General features: G+C 60.2%; 24 protein-coding genes and 1 tRNA gene. 12 read left to right on the forward strand and 13 right to left on the reverse strand.

Features of this window, described 5'->3' with window-relative positions:
• The first annotated feature begins 80 nt into the window (after positions 1–80).
• From LAC81_RS03860 to LAC81_RS03870, 3 genes are all read left to right on the forward strand, one after another.
• Positions 81–653: a CGNR zinc finger domain-containing protein gene (locus LAC81_RS03860; protein ID WP_223726794.1), complete on the forward strand. Its 573-nt coding sequence runs from the start codon at positions 81–83 to the stop codon at positions 651–653.
• Positions 654–885: 232 nt separating this feature from the next.
• Entirely contained in the window at positions 886–1,884 is a 999-nt protein-coding gene (locus LAC81_RS03865) for an ABC transporter substrate-binding protein (RefSeq protein WP_113541536.1), read from the forward strand.
• Between the two features lie 110 nt (positions 1,885–1,994).
• Positions 1,995–2,882 carry an ABC transporter permease gene (locus LAC81_RS03870; protein WP_113541535.1) on the forward strand — a complete coding sequence of 296 codons (888 nt, stop codon included), beginning with the start codon at positions 1,995–1,997 and terminating at the stop codon, positions 2,880–2,882.
• A 73-nt stretch (positions 2,883–2,955) separates the two neighbouring features.
• On the opposite strand, the gene LAC81_RS03875 is transcribed toward LAC81_RS03870, so the two are convergent.
• Positions 2,956–3,864 carry a DMT family transporter gene (locus tag LAC81_RS03875; RefSeq protein WP_223726795.1) on the reverse strand — a complete coding sequence of 303 codons (909 nt, stop codon included), beginning with the start codon at positions 3,862–3,864 and terminating at the stop codon, positions 2,956–2,958.
• 152 nt (positions 3,865–4,016) lie between these two features.
• Here LAC81_RS03875 and LAC81_RS03880 point away from each other — a divergent pair, with 152 nt between their 5' ends.
• Together LAC81_RS03880 and LAC81_RS03885 are read left to right on the forward strand one after the other, a co-directional pair.
• Complete coding sequence (locus tag LAC81_RS03880; protein ID WP_113541533.1) at positions 4,017–4,490, forward strand: Lrp/AsnC family transcriptional regulator; 474 nt, start codon at positions 4,017–4,019, stop codon at positions 4,488–4,490.
• Positions 4,491–4,636: 146 nt separating this feature from the next.
• The gene (locus LAC81_RS03885; protein ID WP_223726796.1) at positions 4,637–5,602 is read left to right on the forward strand and encodes a diacylglycerol/lipid kinase family protein; all 966 of its coding nucleotides are present in this window, start codon (positions 4,637–4,639) and stop codon (positions 5,600–5,602) included.
• Here LAC81_RS03885 and LAC81_RS03890 read toward each other — a convergent pair.
• Entirely contained in the window at positions 5,572–7,065 is a 1,494-nt protein-coding gene (locus LAC81_RS03890; protein WP_223726797.1) for a glycosyltransferase family 39 protein, read from the reverse strand. The genes LAC81_RS03885 and LAC81_RS03890 overlap by 31 nt on opposite strands.
• Positions 7,058–8,035 (reverse strand): glycosyltransferase family 2 protein, encoded by a 978-nt coding sequence (locus tag LAC81_RS03895; protein ID WP_223726798.1) that lies wholly within the window; start codon positions 8,033–8,035, stop codon positions 7,058–7,060. Before LAC81_RS03895 ends, LAC81_RS03890 begins: the two co-directional genes overlap by 8 nt.
• Positions 8,036–8,169: 134 nt before the next feature.
• Between LAC81_RS03895 and LAC81_RS03900 the strand changes: the two genes are divergently transcribed.
• Entirely contained in the window at positions 8,170–9,123 is a 954-nt protein-coding gene (locus tag LAC81_RS03900) for a lysylphosphatidylglycerol synthase domain-containing protein (protein ID WP_223726799.1), read from the forward strand.
• 3 nt (positions 9,124–9,126) lie between these two features.
• On the opposite strand, the gene LAC81_RS03905 is transcribed toward LAC81_RS03900, so the two are convergent.
• The 5 genes from LAC81_RS03905 to LAC81_RS03925 all read right to left on the reverse strand — a co-directional run bounded on the left by LAC81_RS03905 (position 9,127) and on the right by LAC81_RS03925 (position 12,329).
• The gene (locus LAC81_RS03905) at positions 9,127–10,629 is read right to left on the reverse strand and encodes an AMP nucleosidase (protein ID WP_223726800.1); all 1,503 of its coding nucleotides are present in this window, start codon (positions 10,627–10,629) and stop codon (positions 9,127–9,129) included.
• An 85-nt stretch (positions 10,630–10,714) separates the two neighbouring features.
• The gene (locus LAC81_RS03910) at positions 10,715–11,035 is read right to left on the reverse strand and encodes a YnfA family protein (protein WP_223726801.1); all 321 of its coding nucleotides are present in this window, start codon (positions 11,033–11,035) and stop codon (positions 10,715–10,717) included.
• A gap of 218 nt (positions 11,036–11,253) precedes the next feature.
• A complete protein-coding gene (locus LAC81_RS03915) occupies positions 11,254–11,430 on the reverse strand; it encodes a hypothetical protein (protein ID WP_223726802.1) in 177 nt (58 codons plus the stop codon).
• A 76-nt stretch (positions 11,431–11,506) separates the two neighbouring features.
• Positions 11,507–11,680: a hypothetical protein gene (locus LAC81_RS03920; protein ID WP_034804185.1), complete on the reverse strand. Its 174-nt coding sequence runs from the start codon at positions 11,678–11,680 to the stop codon at positions 11,507–11,509.
• A gap of 307 nt (positions 11,681–11,987) precedes the next feature.
• The gene (locus LAC81_RS03925) at positions 11,988–12,329 is read right to left on the reverse strand and encodes a DUF2147 domain-containing protein (protein WP_113541526.1); all 342 of its coding nucleotides are present in this window, start codon (positions 12,327–12,329) and stop codon (positions 11,988–11,990) included.
• 594 nt (positions 12,330–12,923) lie between these two features.
• On the opposite strand from LAC81_RS03925, the gene LAC81_RS03930 reads away from it, so the two are divergent.
• On the forward strand, positions 12,924–13,190 hold the full coding sequence (locus tag LAC81_RS03930; protein WP_057252835.1) for a sel1 repeat family protein: 267 nt from the start codon (positions 12,924–12,926) through the stop codon (positions 13,188–13,190).
• Between the two features lie 58 nt (positions 13,191–13,248).
• Here the strand turns inward: LAC81_RS03930 and LAC81_RS03935 are convergent, their stop codons facing one another.
• The 3 genes from LAC81_RS03935 to LAC81_RS03945 form a co-directional block, all read right to left on the reverse strand.
• Positions 13,249–14,364, reverse strand: a complete 1,116-nt coding sequence (locus LAC81_RS03935) for a pyridoxal phosphate-dependent aminotransferase (RefSeq protein ID WP_223726803.1) — start codon at positions 14,362–14,364, stop codon at positions 13,249–13,251.
• A gap of 126 nt (positions 14,365–14,490) precedes the next feature.
• A complete protein-coding gene (locus LAC81_RS03940; RefSeq protein WP_113541524.1) occupies positions 14,491–14,868 on the reverse strand; it encodes a PilZ domain-containing protein in 378 nt (125 codons plus the stop codon).
• 196 nt (positions 14,869–15,064) lie between these two features.
• The gene (locus tag LAC81_RS03945) at positions 15,065–15,421 is read right to left on the reverse strand and encodes a hypothetical protein (protein ID WP_223726804.1); all 357 of its coding nucleotides are present in this window, start codon (positions 15,419–15,421) and stop codon (positions 15,065–15,067) included.
• A gap of 366 nt (positions 15,422–15,787) precedes the next feature.
• On the opposite strand from LAC81_RS03945, the gene LAC81_RS03950 reads away from it, so the two are divergent.
• The 5 genes from LAC81_RS03950 to LAC81_RS03970 all read left to right on the forward strand — a co-directional run bounded on the left by LAC81_RS03950 (position 15,788) and on the right by LAC81_RS03970 (position 22,500).
• Positions 15,788–17,944 carry a caspase family protein gene (locus LAC81_RS03950; RefSeq protein WP_223726805.1) on the forward strand — a complete coding sequence of 719 codons (2,157 nt, stop codon included), beginning with the start codon at positions 15,788–15,790 and terminating at the stop codon, positions 17,942–17,944.
• A gap of 232 nt (positions 17,945–18,176) precedes the next feature.
• A tRNA-Ser gene (locus LAC81_RS03955) sits at positions 18,177–18,266 on the forward strand.
• Between the two features lie 904 nt (positions 18,267–19,170).
• A complete protein-coding gene (locus LAC81_RS03960) occupies positions 19,171–20,199 on the forward strand; it encodes a porin (protein ID WP_223726806.1) in 1,029 nt (342 codons plus the stop codon).
• A 174-nt stretch (positions 20,200–20,373) separates the two neighbouring features.
• On the forward strand, positions 20,374–21,306 hold the full coding sequence (locus LAC81_RS03965; RefSeq protein ID WP_223726807.1) for a tyrosine-type recombinase/integrase: 933 nt from the start codon (positions 20,374–20,376) through the stop codon (positions 21,304–21,306).
• A 135-nt stretch (positions 21,307–21,441) separates the two neighbouring features.
• A complete protein-coding gene (locus LAC81_RS03970) occupies positions 21,442–22,500 on the forward strand; it encodes a porin (RefSeq protein WP_223726808.1) in 1,059 nt (352 codons plus the stop codon).
• Positions 22,501–22,674: 174 nt separating this feature from the next.
• Here LAC81_RS03970 and LAC81_RS03975 read toward each other — a convergent pair whose 3' ends face one another.
• Positions 22,675–23,568, reverse strand: coding sequence for an alpha/beta fold hydrolase (locus LAC81_RS03975; RefSeq protein ID WP_223726809.1), 894 nt, complete (start codon positions 23,566–23,568; stop codon positions 22,675–22,677).
• 169 nt (positions 23,569–23,737) lie between these two features.
• A complete protein-coding gene (locus tag LAC81_RS03980; protein WP_223726810.1) occupies positions 23,738–24,247 on the reverse strand; it encodes a BA14K family protein in 510 nt (169 codons plus the stop codon).
• Positions 24,248–24,336 lie beyond the last annotated feature (89 nt).

The following is a 24,336-nucleotide window of genomic DNA, read 5'->3' on the forward strand; positions in this document are numbered from 1 at the left end:
ATCTTGAAAGTTTATGCATTAGAATTGCGTTGGAAATGCTAATGTGTCAACATCGAAATCATGCATTAAATGAGGACCGCATGGACTTGGTTCCTTTTGTCGGAGAGCCGCTTGCTCTCGATCTCGTCAACACGCATCCGCTGACAGCGAGTGGACGCGTCGATCTGATCGCGAATGGGGAAGGGCTGGCGGCTTGGCTTAAGTTGGAACAGGCCCGTTTTCCGGACGCGGCGTTTGACGGGATCGGTGCGACAAGTGCGGCCGACGTTGAGCCTGTGCTTGCCGTCAGGGCGCACATGACCTCGGCAATTGCGCATGTCATGAGCGGGCAACCCGTTCCCGCGGCCGATATCGAGGGCCTCAATGTGGCAATGCGCGCCGCGCCGCTCGTACGACATCTCGACTGGAGTGACCCGCCGCGTCTTGTCAGTGAGCGGCTGGCTGCGCCCGTGATCCAGCTGGCGGGATTCCTGGCCGAGGATGCCGCGGCGCTGCTGGCCCATCCGGACGCCGGCCTGATCCGCAAATGCGAGGCGGAGGATTGCGTCATGCTCTTCGTCGGCAACAACGCCCGCCGGCGCTGGTGTTCTGCCGCGCGCTGCGGCAATCGGGTTCGGGTGTCACGCTATTATCAGCGCAGCAAGTCGTCCTGATCTGCACCTCAGCTGTCTTCAAACATTAGGAAAGGCACCCGTTGACGCAAATGGGAAAGTCCTTGCCGGAAAACCCCGTTAGCTTTCATGATGTCATCGGCTCGAAGCCGACGGACCTGCAGGCCTTTCGGTCCCTGTTGTTTCGAGTTGGACCGAGCTCTGTAACGCTGTCGATCCCCGCGGTGAGATCGGCAGTGCGATGAGATGCACCGCCAAAACAAAGGGAACGGAAATGAAGAAGCTTCTTGCAACGACCTGTCTGGCCGCTGGCCTCCTCGGCCTCGCCGGCGCCGCTTCGGCCGCCGAATGCGGTGACGTGACGATCGCCAACATGAACTGGCAGAGCGCCGAGGTGCTGGCGAGCGTCGACAAGATCATCCTGACGGAAGGCTACGGCTGCAATGCCGACCTGGTCGTTGGTGACACTGTGCCGACGATCACCTCGATGATCGAAAAGGGACAGCCGGATGTTGCGCCGGAAGGCTGGGTCGACCTGCTGCCGGATGTCGTCAATCGCGGTCTCGAGGAAGGCAAGCTCGTCGGTGCTGCCGTTGCGCTTTCCGATGGCGCCGTCCAGGGCTGGTGGGTCCCGAAGTACATCGTCGACGCCAATCCTGACATCAAGACGATCGACGACGCGCTGAAGCACAAGGAGTTGTTCCCGGATCCGGAAGATGCCAGCAAGGGCGCCGTCTTCAATGGCCCGCAGGGTTGGGGCGGTACCGTCGTGACCACGCAGCTCTACAAGGCCTATGGCGGCGAAGCTGCAGGCTTTACGCTTGTCGACACCGGCTCGGCCGCCGGCCTCGATGGCTCGATTGCCAAGGCCTATGAGCGCAAGCAGGGCTGGGTCGGGTACTACTGGGCGCCGACCGCACTTCTCGGCAAGTACGAGATGGTGAAGCTCGAGCATGGCGTGCCGGCCGATGCGGCCGAATGGAAGCGTTGCAACACCGTCGCCGATTGCCCGGACCCGAAGAAGAACGACTGGCCGAAGGACAAGGTCCAGACGCTTGTGACCAAGTCCTTCGCTGATCGCGCCGGCCCTGCCATGGACTACCTCAACAAGCGCGCCTGGACCAATGACACGGTCAACAAGCTGATGGCTTGGATGACCGACAACCAGGCGAGCGGAGAGGAAGGCGCCAAGCACTTCCTCCAGGAGAATCCCGACCTCTGGACCAAGTGGGTTTCGCCCGAGGTTGCCGAAAAGGTCAAGGCGGCACTCTGAATGCACTGATTGAAACCATGGGCGGCGCGATCACTTGCGCCGCTTCTTGTTCGACGTCCGGCAACAGCAAAACAACAATCGCGGCCGGCGAAATGTGAAGGGGAAATGGAATGGACTGGTTTACCCAGTTTCCGCATATGGACGACGAGAGCCTGCGGGCGTTGAAGAAGGCCATCGACGAGGGTTTCCGGTCGTTCACGCGCGCCTACGGCGATGCAATCGAAGGCTTCTTCGAGCCACTGCAGTTCTTCCTCATCCAGTCGGAACGCTTCATGACGAAGACGCCCTGGCCGATCATCCTGGTGCTGATTGCGCTGATCGCCTGGGTGGCGAGCCGGAATTGGAAGATCGTCGCCGGTTGTATCGGTACGCTCCTGCTCATCGGCTATTTCGATATGTGGGACGATACGATGAAGACGGTCTCGATGATCTTCGTCTGCACCGTGCTGTCGATCGCCATCGGCATTCCGATCGGCATCGTCATGTCGCGTTCGGATCGTTTCCAGAATATCGTCAATCCGATCCTCGACGTCATGCAGACCATGCCGAGTTTCGTCTACCTGATCCCGGTCGTCATGCTGCTTGGCATCGGCAAGGTGCCGGGGCTGATCGCCGTGGTCATCTACGCGATACCGCCGATGATCCGACTGACCAATCTCGGCATTCGCCTCGTCGACAAGGATGTGCTCGAAGCGGCCGACGCCTTCGGTTCGTCGGGCTGGCAGAAGCTCAAGAACGTGCAGATGCCGTTGGCATTGCCGACGATCATGGCGGGAATCAACCAGACGATCATGATGGCACTCGCCATGGTGGTCATTGCCTCGATGATCGGTGTTCAAGGTCTCGGTCAGCCGGTGCTGAAGGCGATCGCCAACCAGTACTTTACCCTCGGCATCTTCAACGGCCTCGCCATCGTAGGCATTGCGATCATCTTCGATCGTGTCAGCCAGGCCTATGGCCACCGCCTGCAGAAGCATCGCGAGATTATCCACGGCTGAGCCTTGGCGCTCTCGAGAAAATAGAAGGCCCCGGAGCGGAAAGCGCCGGGGCCTTTGTTCTTTCGGGAAAGGCTCACGTGCGGACAGAGAGGATGCCGGTTGAAAGTGCTACGCCTGCAGCCGTGACGATCGCGGCCAGCATTTCGAACGGGCCAATCTGCTCGCCGAGCAGGACCGCGCCGCCGATCATCGCGAGCACCGGGGTCAGTGCGGTGAAGGCTGCGGCCTGGGTGCCGCCGAGGCCCTTCACCGCAAAGCCATAGGCAACCATGGCAACGAGACCGGACAGGATGCCCTGGCTGGTGATCTGCAAGGCGATCTCCTGGGTCGGGACGCTGGCAAGCGTGCTTCCGAAACAGGCTGCAAGCGCCAGATGGATCAGGAACGACCAGACGGCAATCAAGGCGCTTCCTTGCAGCGGGCTCAGCCCGGAGCGGCGGAATGCGTGGGTGTAGATCGCCCAAAGCGTCGCCGCCGCTGGCAACAGGGCATATCCGATCCAGCCGGCGGACGCCGAAGCCGCGAGATTGCGCGTCATCAGGATGGCGACGCCGGCGACGATCGCGGCAAAACCCGCCATCCGCATCCGGTCCGGACGTTCACCAAAGATGGTAATGCTGATCAGGGCGGTGGCAAGCGGCATCGAGCCACCGAGAAGAATGCCGACGGAGGAGGCGGGAACGGAATGGATCGCAAATGCCGAGACCTGAAAGAAGACCGCACCCGAGCCCGCGACCATGAGGGCGAGAAGCAGGACCGGCAGCTTGCGCGGCAGTAGGCCGGTCTTCAGCCAGACCGGCGCAAGCAGGAGGGTCGGCACGCCATAGCGGATCAGGCCGAGGTCGATCGTGCCGAGTGTAGTGCCCGCCGAATGGCGGGTCGCGAGAATCCAACCCGCCCATATGAGGACGGTCACGAAGGCACCGGCATAGCCGGCGGCGACAGGCGTCGTATTGCCGCGATCGAAGGCGAGCGCAACCATTTGAATTTCCTTCCCGATTTGAGTATCTCAGGGGCTTTTGGGTCCGGAAGGAAGATTACGCCCTGAAGGCAGGGCATGTCCTTGCGATTTATGCCCAAAGCAGGCTATGGTTAGCAATAATGTGCCAACAGATACCTCTGAAGTTTGTGATCATGCCAAATCTCGATAAATTTGACTTCGCCATCCTCAGGATACTCCAGGAGGATGCGCGCGCGACGAACGTCGAGATCGCCGAAAAGGTCAATCTTTCGCCGTCGCCTTGCTTGCGGCGCATCCGCAATCTGGAAAAATCCGGCATCCTGCGTGGCTATCGCGCCGACATCGACCGCAAGGAAGCCGGCCTCGGGCTCACGGTCTTCGTGGAGATCAAGGTGGGACGGCACAGCCGCGAGAATGCACAGTTGCAGCAGGAGGCGCTGCTCGCCATTCCCGAGGTGGTGTCCTGTTTCCTGATCTCGGGCAATGCCGATTTTCTCGCAGAGGTCGTCGTGGAGGACCTCCCGGCTTACGAGAAGCTCCTGACCGATACGCTGCTTGCCCTGCCGGGTGTGACCGATATCCGCTCGAACTTCGCGATCCGGTCGATCAAGACGGGTGGGCCTCTGAAATTGCCCGAGCCGCGCTGAACGCCAGGCCATTGCCGGTCTCGGAGCGTCGCCGGCACGCGATTGATTCCCGTTAAGTTTCAGTAAGGTTCTGGAATTGGCCGCAATCGCGATTATCTGATCGCGGTGAACAGCTTTGCCGCGGCAACGGAGCCAGTGACCCATTCATGAAAATCAAGGCGATCTTCAATCGTGACGGCGGAACCTTCCGCACGACGGATATGGCGGCCTATGGCCAGAAGGTCGAGGAGGTCTTCCACGCCGCCGGCCATCGGATCGAGATTGCCGCCGTTTCCGGAAACGAAATGCGCGAGACACTGGAGCGCACATGCCGCCGCGACGATCTCGATGCGATCCTTGCGGGCGGTGGCGACGGTACGATTTCCGCGGCTGCCGGGGTCGCGTGGAAGAACCGTATGCCGCTCGGCGTCGTTCCGGCCGGGACGATGAACCTTTTCGCCCGCACGCTGAAGCTGCCGCTCGATATCTGGAAGGTACCGGAGGTGCTGGCGAACGGGGTGATCATCGACGGCGACATAGGCAGCGCCGATGGCCGGGCCTTCGTGCACCAGTTTTCGATGGGCTTGCATGCCCGCATGGTACGCTACCGCGAGTCCTTCAGCTTCCGTTCGAGGGCGGGCAAGATCGCCGCCAGCACGCGTGCCGCCGTCGGCGTGATTCTCAATCCGCCTGATTTCGAGATCGAGTTCGACGTCGACGGCCACAAGGAAAGCCGCCATGTTTCAGCGGTTTCCGTCTCCAACAACCCGTTCGGGCGCGACACGCTTATGTATGCCGACGATGTTACGGCCGGGCATCTCGGCTTCTATACCGCTCCGCCCCTGAGTCCGCCGGGCGTCGCCAAGCTCGCCTTCGATGTCATGCGCGGAAAATTTCGCGACAGCCCGCTGATTACCACCATGAGCGGTCATGCGCTCGATCTGCATTTTCCCAAGGTGGAGCGCAAGATCAACTGCGTCATCGACGGAGAGCTCCTGCCGATGGGCCGTGACGTCGCGCTTCGTATTCACCCAGGTGAACTCAAGTTGCTCGTCGGCGCCGACCGCGACGGCGCGCCCATCCATCGCGGCGAGTCGCCCATTCATCGGGACGGGTCGGCGATCCAGAAGTAGCCGAAGCCGTAGCGATCCGGCAGATTGCCGTTGAGATAGGGCAGGGCGAGTTGCTGCGGCTTCATAGTCTCCTCGGCCACGCCGAGCGACTTCAAGATGTCGAGAAGCCCTTCAGGTGGTTGAGAATCGAGCTTGCCATTGTCGCTCCAGACCACGAGGAGCGGGCCAGTCAGGTGCTCGATCGGAGAACTGCTGTTTCCAGCCACAAAAACCTTGGCGCCGTGCAGACGCGTGCGCACATTGCCTCCAAGTAGCTTGTCCGAGGCGATGACCATCGCCGGCTCGGCTCCCTCCTGTTTCACGACGGTGTCGACAAGGGTGCTATAGGGGATACTCAGCCGCGACAGCTTGCCGAACCAGGGGCGAACGACGGCGCGGGCCGACACGACCACCAAGGTGGTAACGACGATGAAGGCGACGAGCAGCAGGAAGGGGCGAACGCTTCGCGCGGTGTCGACGCCGGATGCCTCGACCTTGAGGGCGAGATAAAGCGGCAGCAGGACGAGAAAGAGAACCAGCCACTTCTCCCGCATGTGCGTGGCGCCGACGGCTAGCATGATCAGCAGCACGGCACCGAGGCACAAAAGCAGCATGCGCCCGATGACGCGTGTCCAGGGGCTTTCGGCGCGCCAGATCGCCGCCAGGTCCTTGCGGAATACCAGAGCAAAGACGACCAGCGGTATGGCGGCGCCGCGAAGTGAGGCGGCGACCAGTGCGATGACCCCTTTGAGCGCCTTCGTCAGGTAGCTCGTCTGTTGCGCCGTTCCCATTTCATGGAGGGTATTGCGCGAGGCAGCACCGAGGTTTTCGAGAATCCAGTAGCCGTGCGGCAGCGCAATCAGTGTGCAGACGGCGATGGCAACCAGGATGCGCCAGTCGAAGATCCGTGCGCGCAGCCTGGGCTCGGGCAGGATCGCAAGAATCGCGGCGGTTGGGACGAGTGCGAAGTTGTACTTCGAGATGACGCCGATGCCGACCGCCGCGCCCGTCAGTATATAGGCGAACAGACTTGGCCGCGTCATCGTCCGGATGAAGGCGTAAAGGAACAGCGACACGGCAAACAGCGCGGCGACCGTATGCGAAAGGTCGCGCTGCGCGAGCAGGAAGATCGGCGGAAAAGTCAGGACGCCGACCGTTGCGATGGCTGTCAGGCGCCGATCGTTCAGGACCTCGCGTGCCGCGAGGCCGTAGAAGAGACAACAGAGAAACAGGAGCCCGTTCTTGAGCACCGTCATCGTCGCGAGCGACGGCCCGAAGAGCGAGGTGAGCCCGTATTGCAGCCAGTTGTAGAACGGGGGCTGCGAGCCATAGCCAAGCATCAGGAACTGCGAGACGAAGGCTTGTTCCGACTCATCGATCTCGAGCGATGTGGAAACGGCGAGGCGCAAGCCGATGCAGAGCAGGAAATAACCGGCAATCAGCGCAACGGTGATGTTTGGCCGACGATTGACGACGTCAAGCATCGCTCGGGTCCCGGGCGAAGATCTGCCGGACGATGTAGTTGGTGGTATCGTCGTCGCGGAAATAGGTTCGCGCCATCATTTCCGCCAGGATGCCCGTCGTGATGAGCTGGACGGACGAGAGGAAAAGCATGACGCCGACGATCAGCAGCGGTCGCGTGCCGATATCGTTTCCGAGGATAAACTTGTCGAAGCCGAGATAGACCAGGATCAACGCGCTGAGCGCGCCGGTCGCAAGCCCGATCGAGCCGAAGAAGTGCCCCGGGCGCGCCTTGTACCGCATGAAGAACAGCACCGACAGCAGATCGAGAATCACGCGGAAGGTTCTGGAGATCCCATACTTGGACTGCCCATGCTGGCGCGCATGATGGGTAACGGGCATCTCGCCGATGCGGCTGCTCGGCACCACGCCAGCGACCCAGGCGGGGATGAAGCGGTGCATTTCCCCCATCAGCTTCACCTGCTTGATGACGGAGGTCCGGTAGACCTTCAGGCTGCAGCCATAGTCGTGCAGCCTGACGCCGGTGATCTTTCCGATCAGGCGGTTGGCGCACCAGGATGGAATCTTCCGGAGCAGGAGGCCGTCCTGCCGGTTCTTTCGCCAGCCGACGAGCAGGTCGAGTTGTCGCTCCTCGATCGCCTTGACCATTTCGGGGATGTCAGCCGGATCGTTCTGCAGGTCGCCGTCGAGCGTGGCGATCAGGCGCCCGGCAGCAGTGTCGATGCCGGCCTGCATCGCCGCCGTTTGCCCGAAGTTCTTCTGCAATTCGACGATCTTGAGGTCGAGGCCGGGATCGGAAAGTGCCTTCCTCGCGTTTACAAGAGTTCGGTCGGTACTGCCGTCGTCAACGAGGATCAGTTCCCAAGGAGAGGGAAAGTTCGCCAGCGAATCGCGGACCCGCGTGATCAGAGGCTGGATGCTGTCCTCCTCGTTGAACACGGGAATGACGACGGATAGTTCGATGGAGTACATGGAAACAGCTCGTTCATGCGGCGGCGCTTACGGTGCCGCAAGATTTGGATTGGGCTACATAATCGTTTTCTTGCACAGTTATCGGTGATAACCAACGTTCAATCTTGCGTGTCAACACGGGAAATCGAGACCTGATGATTTCGGATTGCGAGTCCGATCGGCGATCCTGGCTCGCCCGCAACCGGATGACATTGCTTTCGGCTGCTGCCATTGCGGCCTACGCGGCCTTTGTCGAATGGTTCTGGGGATGGCCGGCGCTCTTGAAGCAATGGTCGGAGATTGGCTTCGGTTCGGCAGTCTCGGCGCTGGTGTTGCTCGTCGCGACCTATTTTATTCGTTGCTACCGCATCTATGACTACTTCCCGAAAGAAACCGCGGGCCGTTTTCTGCCGCTGTTTCGCGTGACCCAGGTTCACAATCTCCTGAACATCATGCTGCCATTTCGCGCCGGAGAGACGAGCTTTCCGCTTCTCATGCGCTCAGAGTTTTCCGTGCCGCTTGCGCGTGGAACGTCCGCTCTCCTGGTGATGCGTCTGCTCGACCTGCACGCCCTTCTCGTTGTCGCCGCCGTCGGCCTCGTCATCGGGCGTGGGTCAGCCGTCCTTTGGGCCGCGTGGCTTGCCGCGTTCGTCTCGCCGCTCCTCCTCTTTCTTTTGAAGAATCAAGTGATCGCGCTGGCGCGCCGGCTGTTGCCGACAAAGCTCGATGCCATCGTCGACGAGTTGGAGGCGGGCGTCCCGGCCAACATCGTTGCGTTCCTGCGTGCCTGGGGCATGACCATCCTCAATTGGGCGGTCAAGGTGATCGTTCTTGCCTGGGTGCTGGCCTTCATGGGCGTTGCGCCGCTGGCCGCCTGTTTCGGCGGCGCCCTCGGTGGCGAGCTTTCATCGGTGCTGCCGATGCATGCGCCCGCCGGCGTCGGCACCTATCCCGCCGCGATCGCGGCCGGGGCCGTATCCTTCGGCGCTCATGCCGATCGCGCCGGGCTGGAGCAACTCGCGGCCGCCGGCGTCAACGCGCACCTTCTGATCATCGTGTCCGCGGTGGCGGGCACGATGTTGTCGATGGCGCTCGGGAGACGGCGCTAGCTCTTACTGGAACGAAGTCTCGTAGAAGCTTCTGAGCTTGCGGGAATGCAGCTTCTCCGGTGGCATCGCCGCAAGTTTCTGCAATGCCAGGATGCCGATCTTCAAATGCTGGCTGACCTGCGTCTTGTAGAAAGCGGTCGCCATGCCCGGCAATTTCAATTCGCCATGCAGCGGCTTGTCCGATACGCAGAGCAAGGTTCCATAGGGCACGCGGAAGCGGAAGCCGTTGGCGGCGATCGTCGCCGATTCCATGTCGAGTGCTATGGCACGCGCCTGCGACAGGCGTTTGACCGGGCCGCGCTGGTCGCGAAGTTCCCAATTGCGGTTGTCGATCGTCGCGACGGTGCCGGTGCGCATGATCTGCTTGAGATCGTAATCGCGGTAGCCGGTAACCTCGGCAACGGCATCCTGGAGCGCCACCTGCACTTCGGCGAGCGCCGGCAAGGGAATCCAGACCGGGAGGTCGTCGTCGAGAACATGATCCTCGCGCATATAGGCATGCGCGAGCACGTAATCGCCAAGACGCTGGCTGTTGCGAAGACCGGCGCAGTGACCGAGCATCAGCCAGACATGCGGGCGCAAAACGGCGATATGGTCGGTGATCGTCTTGGCATTGGACGGGCCGACGCCGATATTGACCATGGTGATGCCGCCGTGCCCCTTCTTCTTCAGGTGATAAGCGGGCATCTGCGGCAGCCGTGCGAGCGTAAAGTCGGTCTCAGGCTTGTCGGCGCCGGCGGGCGTGATGATGTTGCCGGGCTCGACGAAGGCCGTGTAGCCGTTGCCGCCTTCGGCCATCTGCTGGCGGGCCCAGGCGCAGAACTCGTCGATATAGAACTGGTAGTTCGTAAAGAGCACGAAGTTCTGGAAGTGCGTGGCGCTGGTTGCCGTGTAGTGGCTGAGCCGCGCCAGGGAATAGTCGATGCGCTGGGCCGTGAAGGGCGCAAGCGGCGAGGGCTCGCCGGGACCCGGCTCATAGGAACCGTTGGCGATCTCGTCGTCGGTCGTCGTCAGGTCAGGTGCATCGAACAGATCGCGCAGCGGAATGTCGATGGTGTTTGCTGCCGATGCCTCGACATAGGCGCCCTCGCCAAAGGCAAAATGCAAGGGGATCGGGGTCGCCGATTCCGAGACGGTAACGCCGAGGCCGTGGTTCCGGATCAGATGCCCGAGCTGTTCCTTTAGATAGTGCCTGAAAAGCTTCGGCCGGGTGATCGTGGTCGTATAGACGCCGGGCGCGCTGACATAGCCGAAGGACAGTCGGGAATCGACATGTCCGAAGCTGCTCGTCTCGATGCTGACCTGCGGATAGCAGGCGCGATAGCGTGTCAGGGGATCGTCGGTTTTTCCAAGCCCCTCGAAAGCTTCGCAGAGGAACCGGGTGTTGCGCTCATAAAGCGCTTCGAGGCAATCGACAGCAGCCGCAGGATCGTCGAAGTACTGCGGCTCGAAAGGCTCAGGCGTTGCGACGGAAAGGACGGAGTGTGAAGAGATTCGCTTGTTCATGTCGCATTATAGGCTGCAGCTTCTGACAAGCAAACGACAAGATATCTGCGTGCACAACCGCGTCGCGATCAGCCTTTCGATGGGTTCAACGGGGGCTGGCAAGGATGATGGCGCTGCCAAGGAGCGCGATAGTCATGCCAGCGAGATCCCATCGGTCGGGTCTGACACCCTCTGCCAGCCAGAGCCAAAGCAGCGAGGCGGCGATATAGACGCCGCCATAGGCAGCATAGGCTCGGCCCGCAGCCGGACTGTCGATCAGGGTAAGGAGCCAGGCAAAAAGCGCGAGCGATACCATGCCGGGGACGAGCCAGAGGATGGACTTGCCGAGCTTCAGCCAGGCCCAGAAGGCAAAGCAGCCGGCAATTTCGGCAAGGGCGGCAAGTGTATAGACGAGATAGGTGGGCATCGGTCTGACAGGGCTTGTTGTGGCAAATCCTGCTGCAGGTGTCCTTTGATCGGGAAAACGTGCAACAACTCAAAGTGCGGCAGCAACCGTAGCGCATCTTAAAAGACGCGTGGCGCTGCAGGTGCGAGAGGACAGGAAAGCGGCATCAAGTGCAAGCCGGAAAGACAAAAGGGGCGCGATCGCCCCTTTTCATGAAATCCGCTCGGGCGACACCTGCATCACGTCATGGACTGGCGCTGCAGGGTGACGAAGAGGACAAGCCCGGCGCCCTGCTTGCCGATGCCGGAGCCGTTGGCCTTCGAGTAGGCAAGCGCCCCAACCGGTGCCATCAGCAGGCCGGCCAGTGCAAGCACACGCAGCGAGAGAAACGCGGATGTCGAAAGAGCGGCCAGCATGTTCGTTTCTCCATCAGATCACGAGGTGATCGGTTTCACTTGGCGGTGCAGCAGGGCGAGCCCGGTCCGTTCAGCGTTAGAGCTTGGCCTGGCAGTATTGCGCCGTATGTGCGGTGCAATCCGTCAGCGAGCCGAGATAGGTGTTGCTGCGGCGACGTTCGGTGTCCGCGCTGACAGCAGCGGCGAGAGTTACAGCGAAAACGACCATCAGAAGGCTGATGATGGTGAGGCGCCGTGCAAGGATATCCATGGTTCTGTCCGTTGTTTGGAGGCAGGTTCAAATCGATTGAGTGTGTTTTCGCATACCCAAACTGAATTGATGCTGAGATGTCCGTTCATCTGGCGTTCATCTTCGGTTGCATTTGAGCGCGCTGCCGCGCGAGCCGGGTGATGCCGAACGCCGCGATGGAGTGCGATCGCCGTAAGTGCCGCAACGCGCGAAGGGGCAAGAACGTCCGACATAGCGGTGGAACGCAGTGACCAAGCCCGCGCATGAAAAAGGGCGGCCGATGGCCACCCTTTCGATAAGTCAATGCGTCCAGTACCGCGCGCCGCGCCTAGAGGCGCGTCCAGGTCTGCGACTTGCAGAGCACTTTCAGGACGCAGCCCTTCATCTTCAGCGAATTGCCGTCGACGGAGCCCGAACCGCTATAGGTCTTGTCGGTATCGGGATCGGTAATTTCGCCCGAATAGCTGCCATCGGTGCCGGAAAGATTGCCGATGCGCTTGCCGGCATGCTTGCCGGTCTTCAGCGTCACGCAGAAGGCGCCGCCACAAGGGGCAATCTCCGCGGTCGCTCCGCTTGCTGTCTTCCAGTTGCCGACGATCGATTCTGCCGCTGCCGCCGTCCCGGCAATGCCAAGGGCGAGTGTCGCGGTCATGAGCAAGGTACGTAACATTCCAGTCCTCCAGATCGAGACCGCCGACGTGGTCCGCTCCGTCGGCTGTTCTTGAGATGTCCCTGTGGGCAAAGGCAGCTCCTCACCGCCGCGCGCAAGATAGCTTACGCGCACGTAAAGGTAAACAAGCCCTGCGGCGGCTTCCGATGCTTTTCTGGCTCGTTTCAAGCCGGTCGAAATCTAGGAAATCTTGGCGCCTCCGCCACCGTCGATCTTTTCGTGGTTAGCGTTTGGTTGAAATCGGCAGTTGAATTTTTCGTAAATTTTGAAGCGAATGCGCCGGATTCCCGGACTTCTGATGTTTAACAAAAACTCAAGTTTACCAAGCGTTTGAACTTTGTTTGTCGCAAATTAAGCATGCATTTTAAGCGCGCATTGAAAGCCCTGCTGCATATTGGAGCCATAAGACGAGCGGACAAAAACGCTCCGACAAACCACCGAAGACGACGCCGCAAAAAGATGGTGCGCTTCGGAAAGGCCCGCAAAGAGGCAAGGTCGAACAGGGACCAAAACAAGTGCTGATCTGGAGCATGGCTCGCCCGAAACGGGCGGGCCGCTTCGGAAAAACCAACCAGGCAAAACAGGGACAAGACAATGGCACGCTTTGATATGCAGATTGCTTCGGATGCCGCGATGGGTGGTGACAACCAGGCGGAAATCTTCTGTGAAATGGGCCTCGCCTATGCAACGGGCCACGGCCGTCCGGTCGATCTCGTCGCCGCCCACAAGTGGCTGAACATCGCTGCGATCAAGGGCTGCGACCGCGCCGTCGACCTGCGTGCCGATCTGGCAATGACGATGAGCAAGGCAGACCTTGCAGCAGCGCTGCGCGCCGCTCGCGAATGGATGACCGTTCACTGAACGAATGAGGCGGCCGCCGATCGGCCGCCGGCCGAACGACCGGAATCTGAAAGCTGGATCAGGCCAGCTTTTTCAGAACCTCGGGAAGGGCGGCCTCAAGCAGGTCCATCTCCACTTCCGGTCCCGTGCTGATGCGGATGCAGCGGTTCAGGGGCGCCACGCCCGGCATCCGGATGAATATGCCATGGTCGCTCATCAGGGTATCGACGATCGCACGGGCATGGACCGCATCCCGGCCGCAGTCGACCGCTAGGAAATTGGTGGCGGAGGCGAGCGGCGTCAGGCCGTTTTCCACTGCAATTGCCGCGATGCGCTGGCGGGATGCCGCGATCTTTGCGGTCACTTCCTTTAAGTAATTCTGGTCCGCAAGCGCGGCGATCGCTGCGGCGACACCGATCCGGTTCATGCCGAAATGGTTGCGGATCTTGTCGAAGGCCTGCGCCGTCCCCGGCGTGCTCACGACATAACCGACGCGCGAACCGGCGAGACCATAAGCCTTCGAGAAGGTGCGCGTACGCACGACGTTCGGCTTGTCGATCAAGGCATCGATGGCCGGTAGCGCGTCGGCCGGTGCCGTCTCGCAATAGGCTTCATCGAGGATAAAGAGGGTCGTCTCGGGCAAAGCCTGGGCGAATTCGACGATGCGCTCGGCCGGCCACCAGCTTCCCATCGGATTATCGGGATTGGCGAAATAGACGAGTGGTGCATTTTCCCGCCTCACGGCTGCAAGCAACCCGTCGAGATCCTCCCGGTCGCCGGCATAGGGCACCGTCACCAGCCGACCACCGTGACCGACGACGTGGTAGTTGAAGGTAGGATAGGCGCCGAGTGACGTGACGACCGGCATGCCAGGCTCGATCACCATGCGGACGATCTGGCCGAGCAATCCATCGATGCCTTCGCCGATCGCGATATTGGTTGGCGTGGTGCCGAGATGAGCAGATATAGCCTGCTTCAGGTCGTGGTTTTCCGGGTCTGCATATTTCCACGTTCCGCCTGCCGCTTCATTGATGGCCGCCAGGACGCTTGCGGCTGGACCGAACCCGCTTTCGTTGGCGCCGATACGCGCTGCGATGGCTCGCCCCCGCTGCCGTTCGATAGCCTCGGGGCCGACAAACGGAATGGTGGAGGGAAGGGATTGAATGAGCGGCGTGAAGCGAGAGAAAGCGGACATGCTGAAGAATGAGCCCCGTTCGAACAAAGTCCGGGGAACTTAGCGCATGCCGCCGCAATTCGGAATCATTCCCGCGAGAAAACTGCTGGAATTCTGTGGCCGTCCGTTTCGCCCGGATCGGTGACCTTACCGCCGCGGCTTTGCATTCTTCACCTGGCCGGTGAAGAATTCTTGCCGGATGATCTCGCGCAGCAAGGTCTGCTCGATCGGCTTGATGAACTGGACGCCGATGCGTTCGCCGTTGCGATAGACCTCGGCGCAGCCGATTCTCAGCGAAGTGCCGACGATGTGCAGGTAATAGTGTTGTGGCAGGCCGATATTGGTATCGACCGCAAAGCTGGCACCGCCGCGCGATATGTCGATCATGCGGCAGGGGCGCACGGAAACATTTGCGAGACCCGGCTGCACCGCTGTCAACGTGCCCGCGTGCCCGATGGAGAATCGCTCATAGCGTCGCTCGTAGAAAGGCGAGGGGACGCAGGAATACATTGTCTGGTTCTGCATGCGTCGTTCTCCGCCAGTGCCGGATCAGATGGCGCGCCAAGTTTCTGAGCGCATCCTTCGACCCCGGACAATTCATTTGTCCCACATCGCTTCGGTGGGCAATTTCCACCGTTGCTAGAATCAGCTTGGCAGCAGAAACTTGCAATCCCCTGAAATCGATCACTAAAAATCTAATGTCGCTCGTCTTGCGCTGAAATCAGAGCCCGCCACTGGAAAACTGGATCCGAATGAGGCGCCGCAAGAAATCGGGCGAGAGCAGCATGTTGAAACGCACCCCGAGTTCGGTGCCTTCCCGGTGAACCTGCGAACAGCCGATTTCCTCCTTGAAACCTTCGATCTCCAGAAAGAAGTGTTTCGGCAGCAGGATCGCAGCATTGAAATCGAGCATCGCGCCGGCAACCGAGATGTGGCGCAGCAGGCATTGATATTTGGTCTTCGCTTTCAACTGCTGGCCGATGACCAGGATGCGACAGGGCCGCTCGATGAAATAGTGCTGATGGGTCGTCGCAAGCTGGCCCGGCTTTCCTTCCGCGACATGCATCTTCATGGACATGGCAAGCTCCGAGACCGATAGCCTTTCGTAACTCCCGCGGCGCTGTCATCGATAGAATCGACGACGGTGCCGCTATCGTGTTTGAGCTAAGCGCATCGACTTGCTTCGACCTTGCGCCGTCCAGGCGCGTGGCGGGCAAATTATGACGCGTGCGTACATTGAAAGCCCACATCTCATACGCAATACTTTCGTCAGGCATGACCGGGGCGCCCGATGTGGTGATTCCGAGACAGATGGGCGAGGGCGTCGTCCGTCGTTGCAAGCCGGGCAAGGCGAAGAACGATGGTCGGTGCCGGAGGGAATGGCATGTTTACGGGGCATTCGCGGCATTGGCTGCCGCTCTCTATTCTTTGTATGGCGTTGTTTGTGTCGGTATCTGATGGATGGGCTGCCAAGCGTGTCGCACTGTTGATCGGCAACGAGAAATACGAAGCGACGTCGCCCCTGAACAATCCGGCCAATGACGTGGAACTGATGAAGGTCTCTTTCGAGGAGGCAGGCTTCGATTCTGTCACGACCGTGCACGATGTCAGCCGCCAGGACATGGTCAAGGCGCTGCGCGACTTCGAAGATGTCGCGACCGGCGCCGAAGTCGCGATCGTCTATTATTCCGGCCATGGCATGGAGATGAATGGCGAGAATTTTTTGCTTCCCGTCGACGTACAACTGAAGACGGACAAGGATGTGGAAGACGAGGCGATCGGGCTCGACCGCGTCCAGCGTTCGCTCGAGGGCGCGACCAAGCTCAAGCTCGTCATCCTCGACGCCTGCCGCAACAATCCCTTCGAACAGAGCATGACCCGCTCGATCTCGACCAGGGCGGTCTCACGCGGGCTGGCGCGTGTCGAGCCTGAATCGGCCGACCTGCTTGTCGCCTTTGCTTCCAAGGCCGGCACGGTTGCGCTCGACGGCGAGGGCAAGAACAGTCCATTCGCCATGGCGCTTGCCAAGTATCTGACCGAACCGGGCGTCGATGTCCGCATCGCGCTCGGCAAGGTGCGCGACGAGGTGGTGTCGGTGACCAATCGCGGCCAGGAGCCTTTCGTCTACGGCTCGCTCGGCGGCGCCCAGATCTTTCTTAACATCAAAGAAGTGAACATCACCGTCACCAACAATGGCGGACAGTTGTCGCCTAACAGCCAGTCGGAGGCTGCTGCCGACTGGCAGAACATCCGCGATCTCGCGGACAAGGACCTGTTGACCGCCTTCCTGGCCAAGCATGGCTCCGACCCGGTCTATAAGATGCTCGCCGAAAAGAAGCTGAAGCTTTTGAGTGAAGCCGAGCAGACATCGAGCGTGACGCCGGACGAGATTGCCTGGGAAGCCTTGAAGCAGTCGACCGATGCCGCGGCGCTGACGCGCTTCATCGAGCGCTACCCTGATAGCAGGCACAAGGCGGAGGCCGAGCAGCAGATTGCGGCCCTCGAGCCGCAGAAGGGCCTCAATGTCTCGCCGACCGGAAAGGACACGCAGGCCTCGCGGGACTGCTATCTGCTCGCGGGCGAGCCGCAATCGATGCCGGGTTTCCTCGGGGTCAATTTCCTGAAGCTTGATTCCGAGCGGGCGTTGACTGCCTGTGCCCAGGCCGTCAACGAGAACCCGGACGACATGATGCTCGTCAACATGCTGGGACGGGCCCAGGATGCCGGCCGCAACTACGTCGACGCGCGGCGCAACTACCGCAAGGCTGCCGACGGCGGCAATATGTATGCGCTGACGAATCTCGCCTGGTTCTCGATCTATGGAACCGATGGGCCGGTGGACGTCGACCAGGGCAAGCGCATGTTCGAGCAGGCGGCCAAGGGCGGCAACGCTTACGGCCAGGCGTCGCTCGGTTGGCTCTATCGTGAGGGCTATGGCGGCATCGCCCAGGATTATGCCGAGGCCGCCCGGTGGTACGAGCTGGCGGCCAACCAGGGCTATGCCAATGCCATGGCGACGATGGGCTGGTTCTACCGGGAGGGGCTCGGACTGCCCAAGGATCTGGCGCAATCGCTCTCCTGGTACAAGAAGGCGGCCGAAAGCGGCGACACCAATGCCATGTCTTCGCTCGGCTGGGCCTATCAGAACGGCTTGGGGGCCGAGCAGAACTACGGCGAGGCCAAGGTCTGGTACGAGAAGGCGGCCAATATGGGCGATTCCTACTCCATGGCCTTGCTCGGTTGGTTCTATGACATCGGCAATGGTGTCTCGCAGGACTATGTGCAGGCCCGCACCTGGTATGAGATGGCCGCGAATGCCGGCAGCGCCTACGCGATGGGCAATCTGAGCCGCATTTATGATTTTGGCCTCGGCACAAAAGCGGATGCGAAGGAGGCGGTTCGCTGGGCGGCAGCGAGCATTGAGGGCGGCGACCCGGCCAAGCTGGAAGAGGTGAGGACGCAGCCCAACAATTTCACGCCGGCGTTCCGCAAGGAAATGCAGGTCCTGCTTAGGGATCGCGGCTACTATGGCGGACCGATTGATGGTGACTTCGGCGCCGCCACGCAGCAGGCGATCGAGCGTCTCGCGCGCAAATCCTAGCGTTCGAGATAAAGACGCGCGGACTTGGGTTCGTTCTCACCAGGTGTGGGAATCGGTCGACGCAAATCTCGAAAGGGTGCCCATGTCCCCCGCTTTTCTGCGGGAATAGCTTGTTGCTTCGCCCACACCTTCGCTTCCTGCCGGCAGGACCCACATGAAAATGAGAGGAATTCCCGGAAACCGACAAAAAAATCTTGCATTGGCCGCTGAGTGACACTAGTCAGGCGCTAACGGAGAGGTGGCCGAGTGGTCGAAGGCGCTCCCCTGCTAAGGGAGTATACCGGAAACGGTATCGAGGGTTCGAATCCCTTCTTCTCCGCCATTCCCTTGCGAGATCCGAAAACACGAATATCTTCTTGATCCCAAGGGTTGGGTGGCCGGCATAGCGCCGGGCCGGTTGTTGGTGGCACGCGGGACCTCTTCTTCTGGGCAGCGTCGTGACCTCGCCAACTTGGTAGCGGACTGAAGCAGCGCGCTGAGCGTTGGAGCCAGTCGGTTAGAGGCTCCTGAAAATCTCGCAAATGGTGTTTGCAAAATCCTGAGCGTTCGGCAGGCGTCTATTGCCTTGGCTCATCGCCGACGGGTTCGCAGTCGGATCGTTGACGTCCGCGCCATCGCACCCACCTCACTCTCTCGCTCGCTAAGGCATCGATCGTTGCTCAGGCTCTCTGTAGGTTTGGTTCGTTAATGGACGCTCTGTTCTCGCCGCGGTGGCCGCGATTCTCGCTGCGCTAGAATCACCGATGCGTCTTGTTTGCGAATCTCGACGTTGATTCTGATGAATCTTTCGGAGTCGGGTGGTCCATCCCGTTCTCATTTCTTGGAGCGAATGCTGTTTTAGCCGCTTGCTGTCGAGGCGAACTTGCCGTTTGTGGCCGCGCTTTCCCCCATTTTGGGCAGCTTTCTGCCTCTTTCTGGAACAGCCGATGGGTAGTCCCCCTAGGCTAAACCCCTGCCGTCAAAGGGTTTTCTTAATGCTTTGTTAATTTTCTTCTGGGGTCTGCGGCGATTTTGTGTCGTTTCAGCAACAGGGTTCGGCGAAGGGCGACGCAAAGCACGCGATCTCGTTAGTTGGACGTTGCGCCGATGATCCGGTCTTGTATTTTCAACTCCGGAAGCAAGGGCGGTTGATCGTCCGACTTCTTGAACGTTGGGGATGGGGCAGGGAAAGCTGTCCTTCAGCAAAATACCCAGACCCGTTTGAAACTTTTGACTGGAGGTCAGAAATGAACATCAAGAGCCTTCTTCTCGGCTCCGCTGCAGCTCTCGCAGCAGTTTCCGGCGCACAGGCAGCCGACGCCATCGTCGCAGCCGAGCCGGAGCCCATGGAATACGTTCGCGTTTGCGACGCTTTCGGCACTGGCTACTTCTACATCCCGGGCACCGAAACCTGCCTCAAGATCGGCGGCTTCATCCGTTTCCAGACCTCGTTTGGTGAAAACGAAGTCAACGGTCGTCAGGGCTGGGGCCCGGCTGGCACGTCTGACTGGGATGCCTTCTCGCGCGCTTACATCTCGTTCGACGCCAAGAGCGACACCGAGTACGGCACGCTCACCGGCTTCTTCGCTGCTGAGTTCAACGCCGACAACGACACCGACGCTGGCGACAGCCGCATCGACGTCGACGAAGCCTACATCCAGCTGGGCGGCCTGAAGGCCGGCTTCTTCTACAGCTGGTGGGATGAGGGCCTGAACGGCGAAACCGACTCGATCGGCAACAACACCGAATTCAACTCGATCGCCTACCTCTATGACGGCGGCTCGTTCCAGGCTGGTATCGCCATCGACGAACTCGAAGGCCTCTCCACCAAGCCGAACGGCATTGGCGTCCAGGGTATCGTTTCGGCTTCGCTCGGCGGCGTTTCCTTCGACCTGCTCGGCGGCTACGACTCTGAATTCGAAGAAGGCGCAATCCGCGCTCTGCTCTCGGCTGACCTCGGCCCGGGCGTCTTCCAGGTTGCTGGCATCTGGGCTTCCGACCCGAACGCTTACTGGGCTGCTTCCGAGTGGTCGGTTGCTGCTTCGTACCGTTGGAACGCCACCGACAAGCTCGCTATCACCCCCGGCGTTCAGTACTGGGGTAGCCTGCAGGACTCGCTCACCAGCTTCGGCAACGACGACATGTGGCGCGCTGGTCTGACGGTCGACTACAAGATCACCGAAGGCCTCGCGACCCGCGTTTCGGTTCAGTATGAAGATGCTGACAACGCTGACGACCAGGTTCTCGGCTTCGTCCGCCTGCAGCGCGACTTCTAAGATCGTCTGACCTCGGTCAGAAGCGAAGCCCGCAACTCGGAAGAGTTGCGGGCTGTTGCTGTTTCGCAACGTTTACCTGCTTCGAGTCGCTGAAATCGCCCAAAGGTGAAAGCGCTGGCTTGAACGCAGCCGGTTTCTCGGCCTCATTCGCGAGAATGAGGGGGAACTGCGAGCGTGGGACGGGACGCTGAAAAACAGGCGGACGGCTTCAACTTTCCGGATATGCGTTCGGGATATGAGGTCAGCTATAGTTTCAGCCCGCAACGCCCAGTCGGCGTGGTGAAAGAAACCACACTGGGTGAACTGCTTCAGCGCTATGCCGATATATTGTGGGAAGAGGGCAGCCACAAATATAACGTAAAAGCCTTCGTCGGCGAACTGGACGAGATTTTGATCGGCGTCAGGTTCACCACCTTCTCACAAGACATGCTCGACAGCCTCATCGGCGCGCTACGCAAACGTGGCAACAGCAACGCAACCATCAACAGGAAGATGGCGGCGCTGAGTAAGTTGCTGCGGAAAGCGTACAAGATGGGAGACATCCACAGCTTACCAGAGTTCAGGCGGCAAAAAGAGAGAGCCGGTCGCCTGCGATTCCTGGAGGCAGCCGAAGAAGAAGCGTTGTTTCGACAGATCGGCAGTCGTTCAGATCTCTATTTGCAGCTTTCCATTTTCCTGGTGGACACCGGCGCCCGCCTCGGCGAATCCATCGCTCTGAAATGGAATGACATTTATGAGGGCAGAGTGACCTTCTGGGTCACCAAATCTGGTCGCAGCCGCACGGTACCGCTGACTTCCAGGGCAAAAGACGCAATGGACGCACTTGCTGATAGATCTCCCGGACCGTTCTCATCGGTCGACCCTCAAAAATATCGCGCGGTCTGGAATGCAGCCAAGCTAGACGCCGGGCTGGGCGATGAAGAGGATATCGTTCCACACGTCCTGCGGCATACGTGCGCGTCTCGTCTCGTGCGTGGCGGCATCGACCTTCGGCGAGTTCAAATGTGGCTCGGTCACCAGACTCTTGAAATGACCATGCGTTACGCACACCTCGCCTCACACGATCTCGACATGTGCGTGCCGGTGCTTGAACGCCATTTGAAATAACCCGCACACCTCTCTCCAAACCCCGCTCGAGCTCGTCCAATGAGGCCGGATTCGTTCTCACCCGGCGCTGAGATCGAGATGAGAACAGACCCAGTCAGATGCGGAAAACCTTCCGATTCTGACTGGAGGTCAGAAATGAACATCAAGAGCCTTCTTCTCGGCTCCGCTGCTGCTCTCGCAGCAGTTTCCGGCGCACAGGCAGCAGACGCAATCGTCGCAGCCGAGCCGGAGCCCATGGAATACGTTCGCGTTTGCGACGCTTTCGGCACTGGCTACTTCTACATCCCGGGCACTGAAACCTGCCTCAAGATCGGCGGCTTCATCCGTTTCCAGACCTCGTTCGGTGACAACGCCTCGCAGAGCCGTTACAACCAGGCAAACCATCGTTTCGGTGGCCTCGCTGGTCCGAACTACTCCACGTCTGACTGGGATGCCTTCTCGCGCGCTTACATCTCGTTCGACGCCAAGAGCGACACCGAGTACGGCACGCTCACCGGCTTCTTCGCTGCTGAGTTCAACGCCGACAACGACACCGACGAAGGCGATAGCTTCATCGACGTCGACGAAGCCTACATCCAGCTCGGTGGCCTCAAGGCCGGCTTCTTCTACAACTGGTGGGATAAGGGCATCAACGGCGAAACCGACTCGCTCGGCAACGTCACCGAGTTCAACTCGATCGCTTACCTCTATGACGGCGGTTCGTTCCAGGCTGGTATCTCGGTTGATGAGCTCGAGGGCTGGTCCACCAAGGCTAACGGCGTAGGCATCTCGGGTATCGTTTCGGCTTCGGTCGGCGGCGTTTCCTTCGACCTGCTCGGCGGCTACGACACCGAATGGGAAGAAGGCGCGATCCGCGCTCTGCTCTCGGCTGACCTCGGTCCGGGCGTCTTCCAGATCGCTGGTGTATGGGCTTCTGACCCGAACACCTACTGGAATGCTTCCGAGTGGTCCGTTGCAGCTTCGTACCGCTTCAACGCCACCGACAAGCTCGCCATCACCCCCGGCGTTCAGTACTTCGGTAGCCTGCAGGACTCGGTCACCAGCTTCGGCAACGACGACGCATGGCGCGCTGGCGTAACGCTCGACTACAAGATCACCGAAGGTCTCGCGACCCGCGTTTCGGTTCAGTATGAAGATGCTGACAACGCTGACGATCAGGTATTCGGCTTCGTCCGTCTGCAGCGCGACTTCTAAGATCGTCTGACCTCGGTCAGAAGAGAGAAACCCGGCTTTCGAGCCGGGTTTTTCGTTTGGAAGTATCCTGCCGTGCGGTGGCAGCCTGCGGCCGACTATTTGCCGGGGCCTGTGCTTGCTGAAGCCAATGGTCCGTTGATCCGCTTGCCGTGGCGGTGATCGCCGGGCTCGGCACTAACGCCCTAGTGCGTAGCCCGAGAGGAAGGAAGCAATTGCCTGTCGAGAGCCGTCGAGATGCAAAAGCGGTGCGTGGCCCTGACCGAGCGCGGTGAACTCCGCCATGTCAGGATGTCGACTGCTCATTTCCTGCAATGTTGCTTCCGACAGAACCCGGGAATACTGGCCTCGGATGCCTAAAAGCGGCATTTGAGAGAGGGCATCGAATTGCAGCCAAAGAGCAGGTAACGGTGTTTCAGCGGTGAGACCCAGCAGTTGGTGCGCTATGGCGGGATCAAAGTCGGGCACGGGAACGTCGTCCTGATCGCGATAGATCGCCCTTGCCATCTGCAGCCATTCGCGGTCGCTGAGAAACGGGAAATCGGCCCCGTGCAGGTTCTTCAGATACCCAGGCGCTGTCACCCAGCTTATCGCCTCACTCGGCTCCTTGTTGAGATAGTCGCGGATAGCCAGCAGGCCGTGGATTTCGATCACTGGTCCAATGTCATTCAGCACCGTGCCTGCGATAAGGCCAGGCGCGACACCGACGAGGTGGTGCAGGATCAGCCCTCCGCGGGATGTGCCGATGAAAACTGCGCGATCGATGTCCAGATGGGCGCAAGCCGTGATGATGTCGTTTGTTTCGACCGCAATCGAGTAGTGGCTCTTGTCGGCGTCTCGTGCCGAGCCGCCGCGACCGCGATAGTCGAACGAAAAGACGGTGTGTCCGCCCCCGGACGGCGAAGCGAGAAAGTTCGCGAGCTCGTGAAAATCACGGCTGTTGCGTGTGAGGCCCGGCAAGCATATGACAGGGAGTGCCGCTGTGGGGCGAGCAGGGGGATAGCTCCGGGCATAGAGTTGTAAGCCATCCGTTGCGGGGAAGCGGTGTTCCCGAAACCCGTCTTCATCCATCGTCACACTCCACCCTGATGTTGGCAGGATGGTAGCTGCTCAAGGGGAAAGGGCAAGGCATAGCCTTAGTGCTGACACACTGAGCACGCGTTCGCCCGCGATTGACGCGCTCGCGAACGCAGGGCTGAAAGCCGCGAAATGGCTTCACCGCGAAAGCGGTCACTTGCAATCAATAAGGTGAACCGCACTGACGCCGCGGACCGCCATAAGGCTGATACGAGTTGTCCCAGGCGCGATAAGAACGATAGCGGGCGTAGCACCAACGCGTATGCGCGTCACCGCTGACTGCTCGCGGCCCGTTGTAGTACCGCGGCTGGCTAATCAAGCCGCCTACGATCGCGCCGGCCGCAAGTCCGCCGATGAAAGCGCCAGCGTCATTGTTGTGATGGTGGCGGTATCGGTCGCGATAGTAGCCATCCCGGTAATAGCCATCCCGATAGTATCCGTGCCGATCGCGATAATCGCGATCACGATAGCTGCCACGTCGGCCTTGAAGTTCGCAATAGGGGACGGCGCAACTGGAGCGGTTCTTGCGTTCCTCGCCGCGCTCGTATTGGAACTGAGCCTTCTGGACGTCGCTCGTTCGCGACACCTGCGGAGCGATCGGGAACGCACCGGCAGGCGTAATGCTGCTCATTGCCGTCGCCAAAGACAGCGCGAGGATGGATAAGGTCTTCATTGTGTTCACCATTTCCTTCAGGAAAGATCGAACCTTCAGAAGGGTAATGGCTTAGGCCGCACTTTGTGCCGCCCGCAGTCATCACGATT

The sequence above is a fragment of the Ensifer adhaerens genome, from assembly GCF_020035535.1.
Lineage (GTDB): Bacteria > Pseudomonadota > Alphaproteobacteria > Rhizobiales > Rhizobiaceae > Ensifer.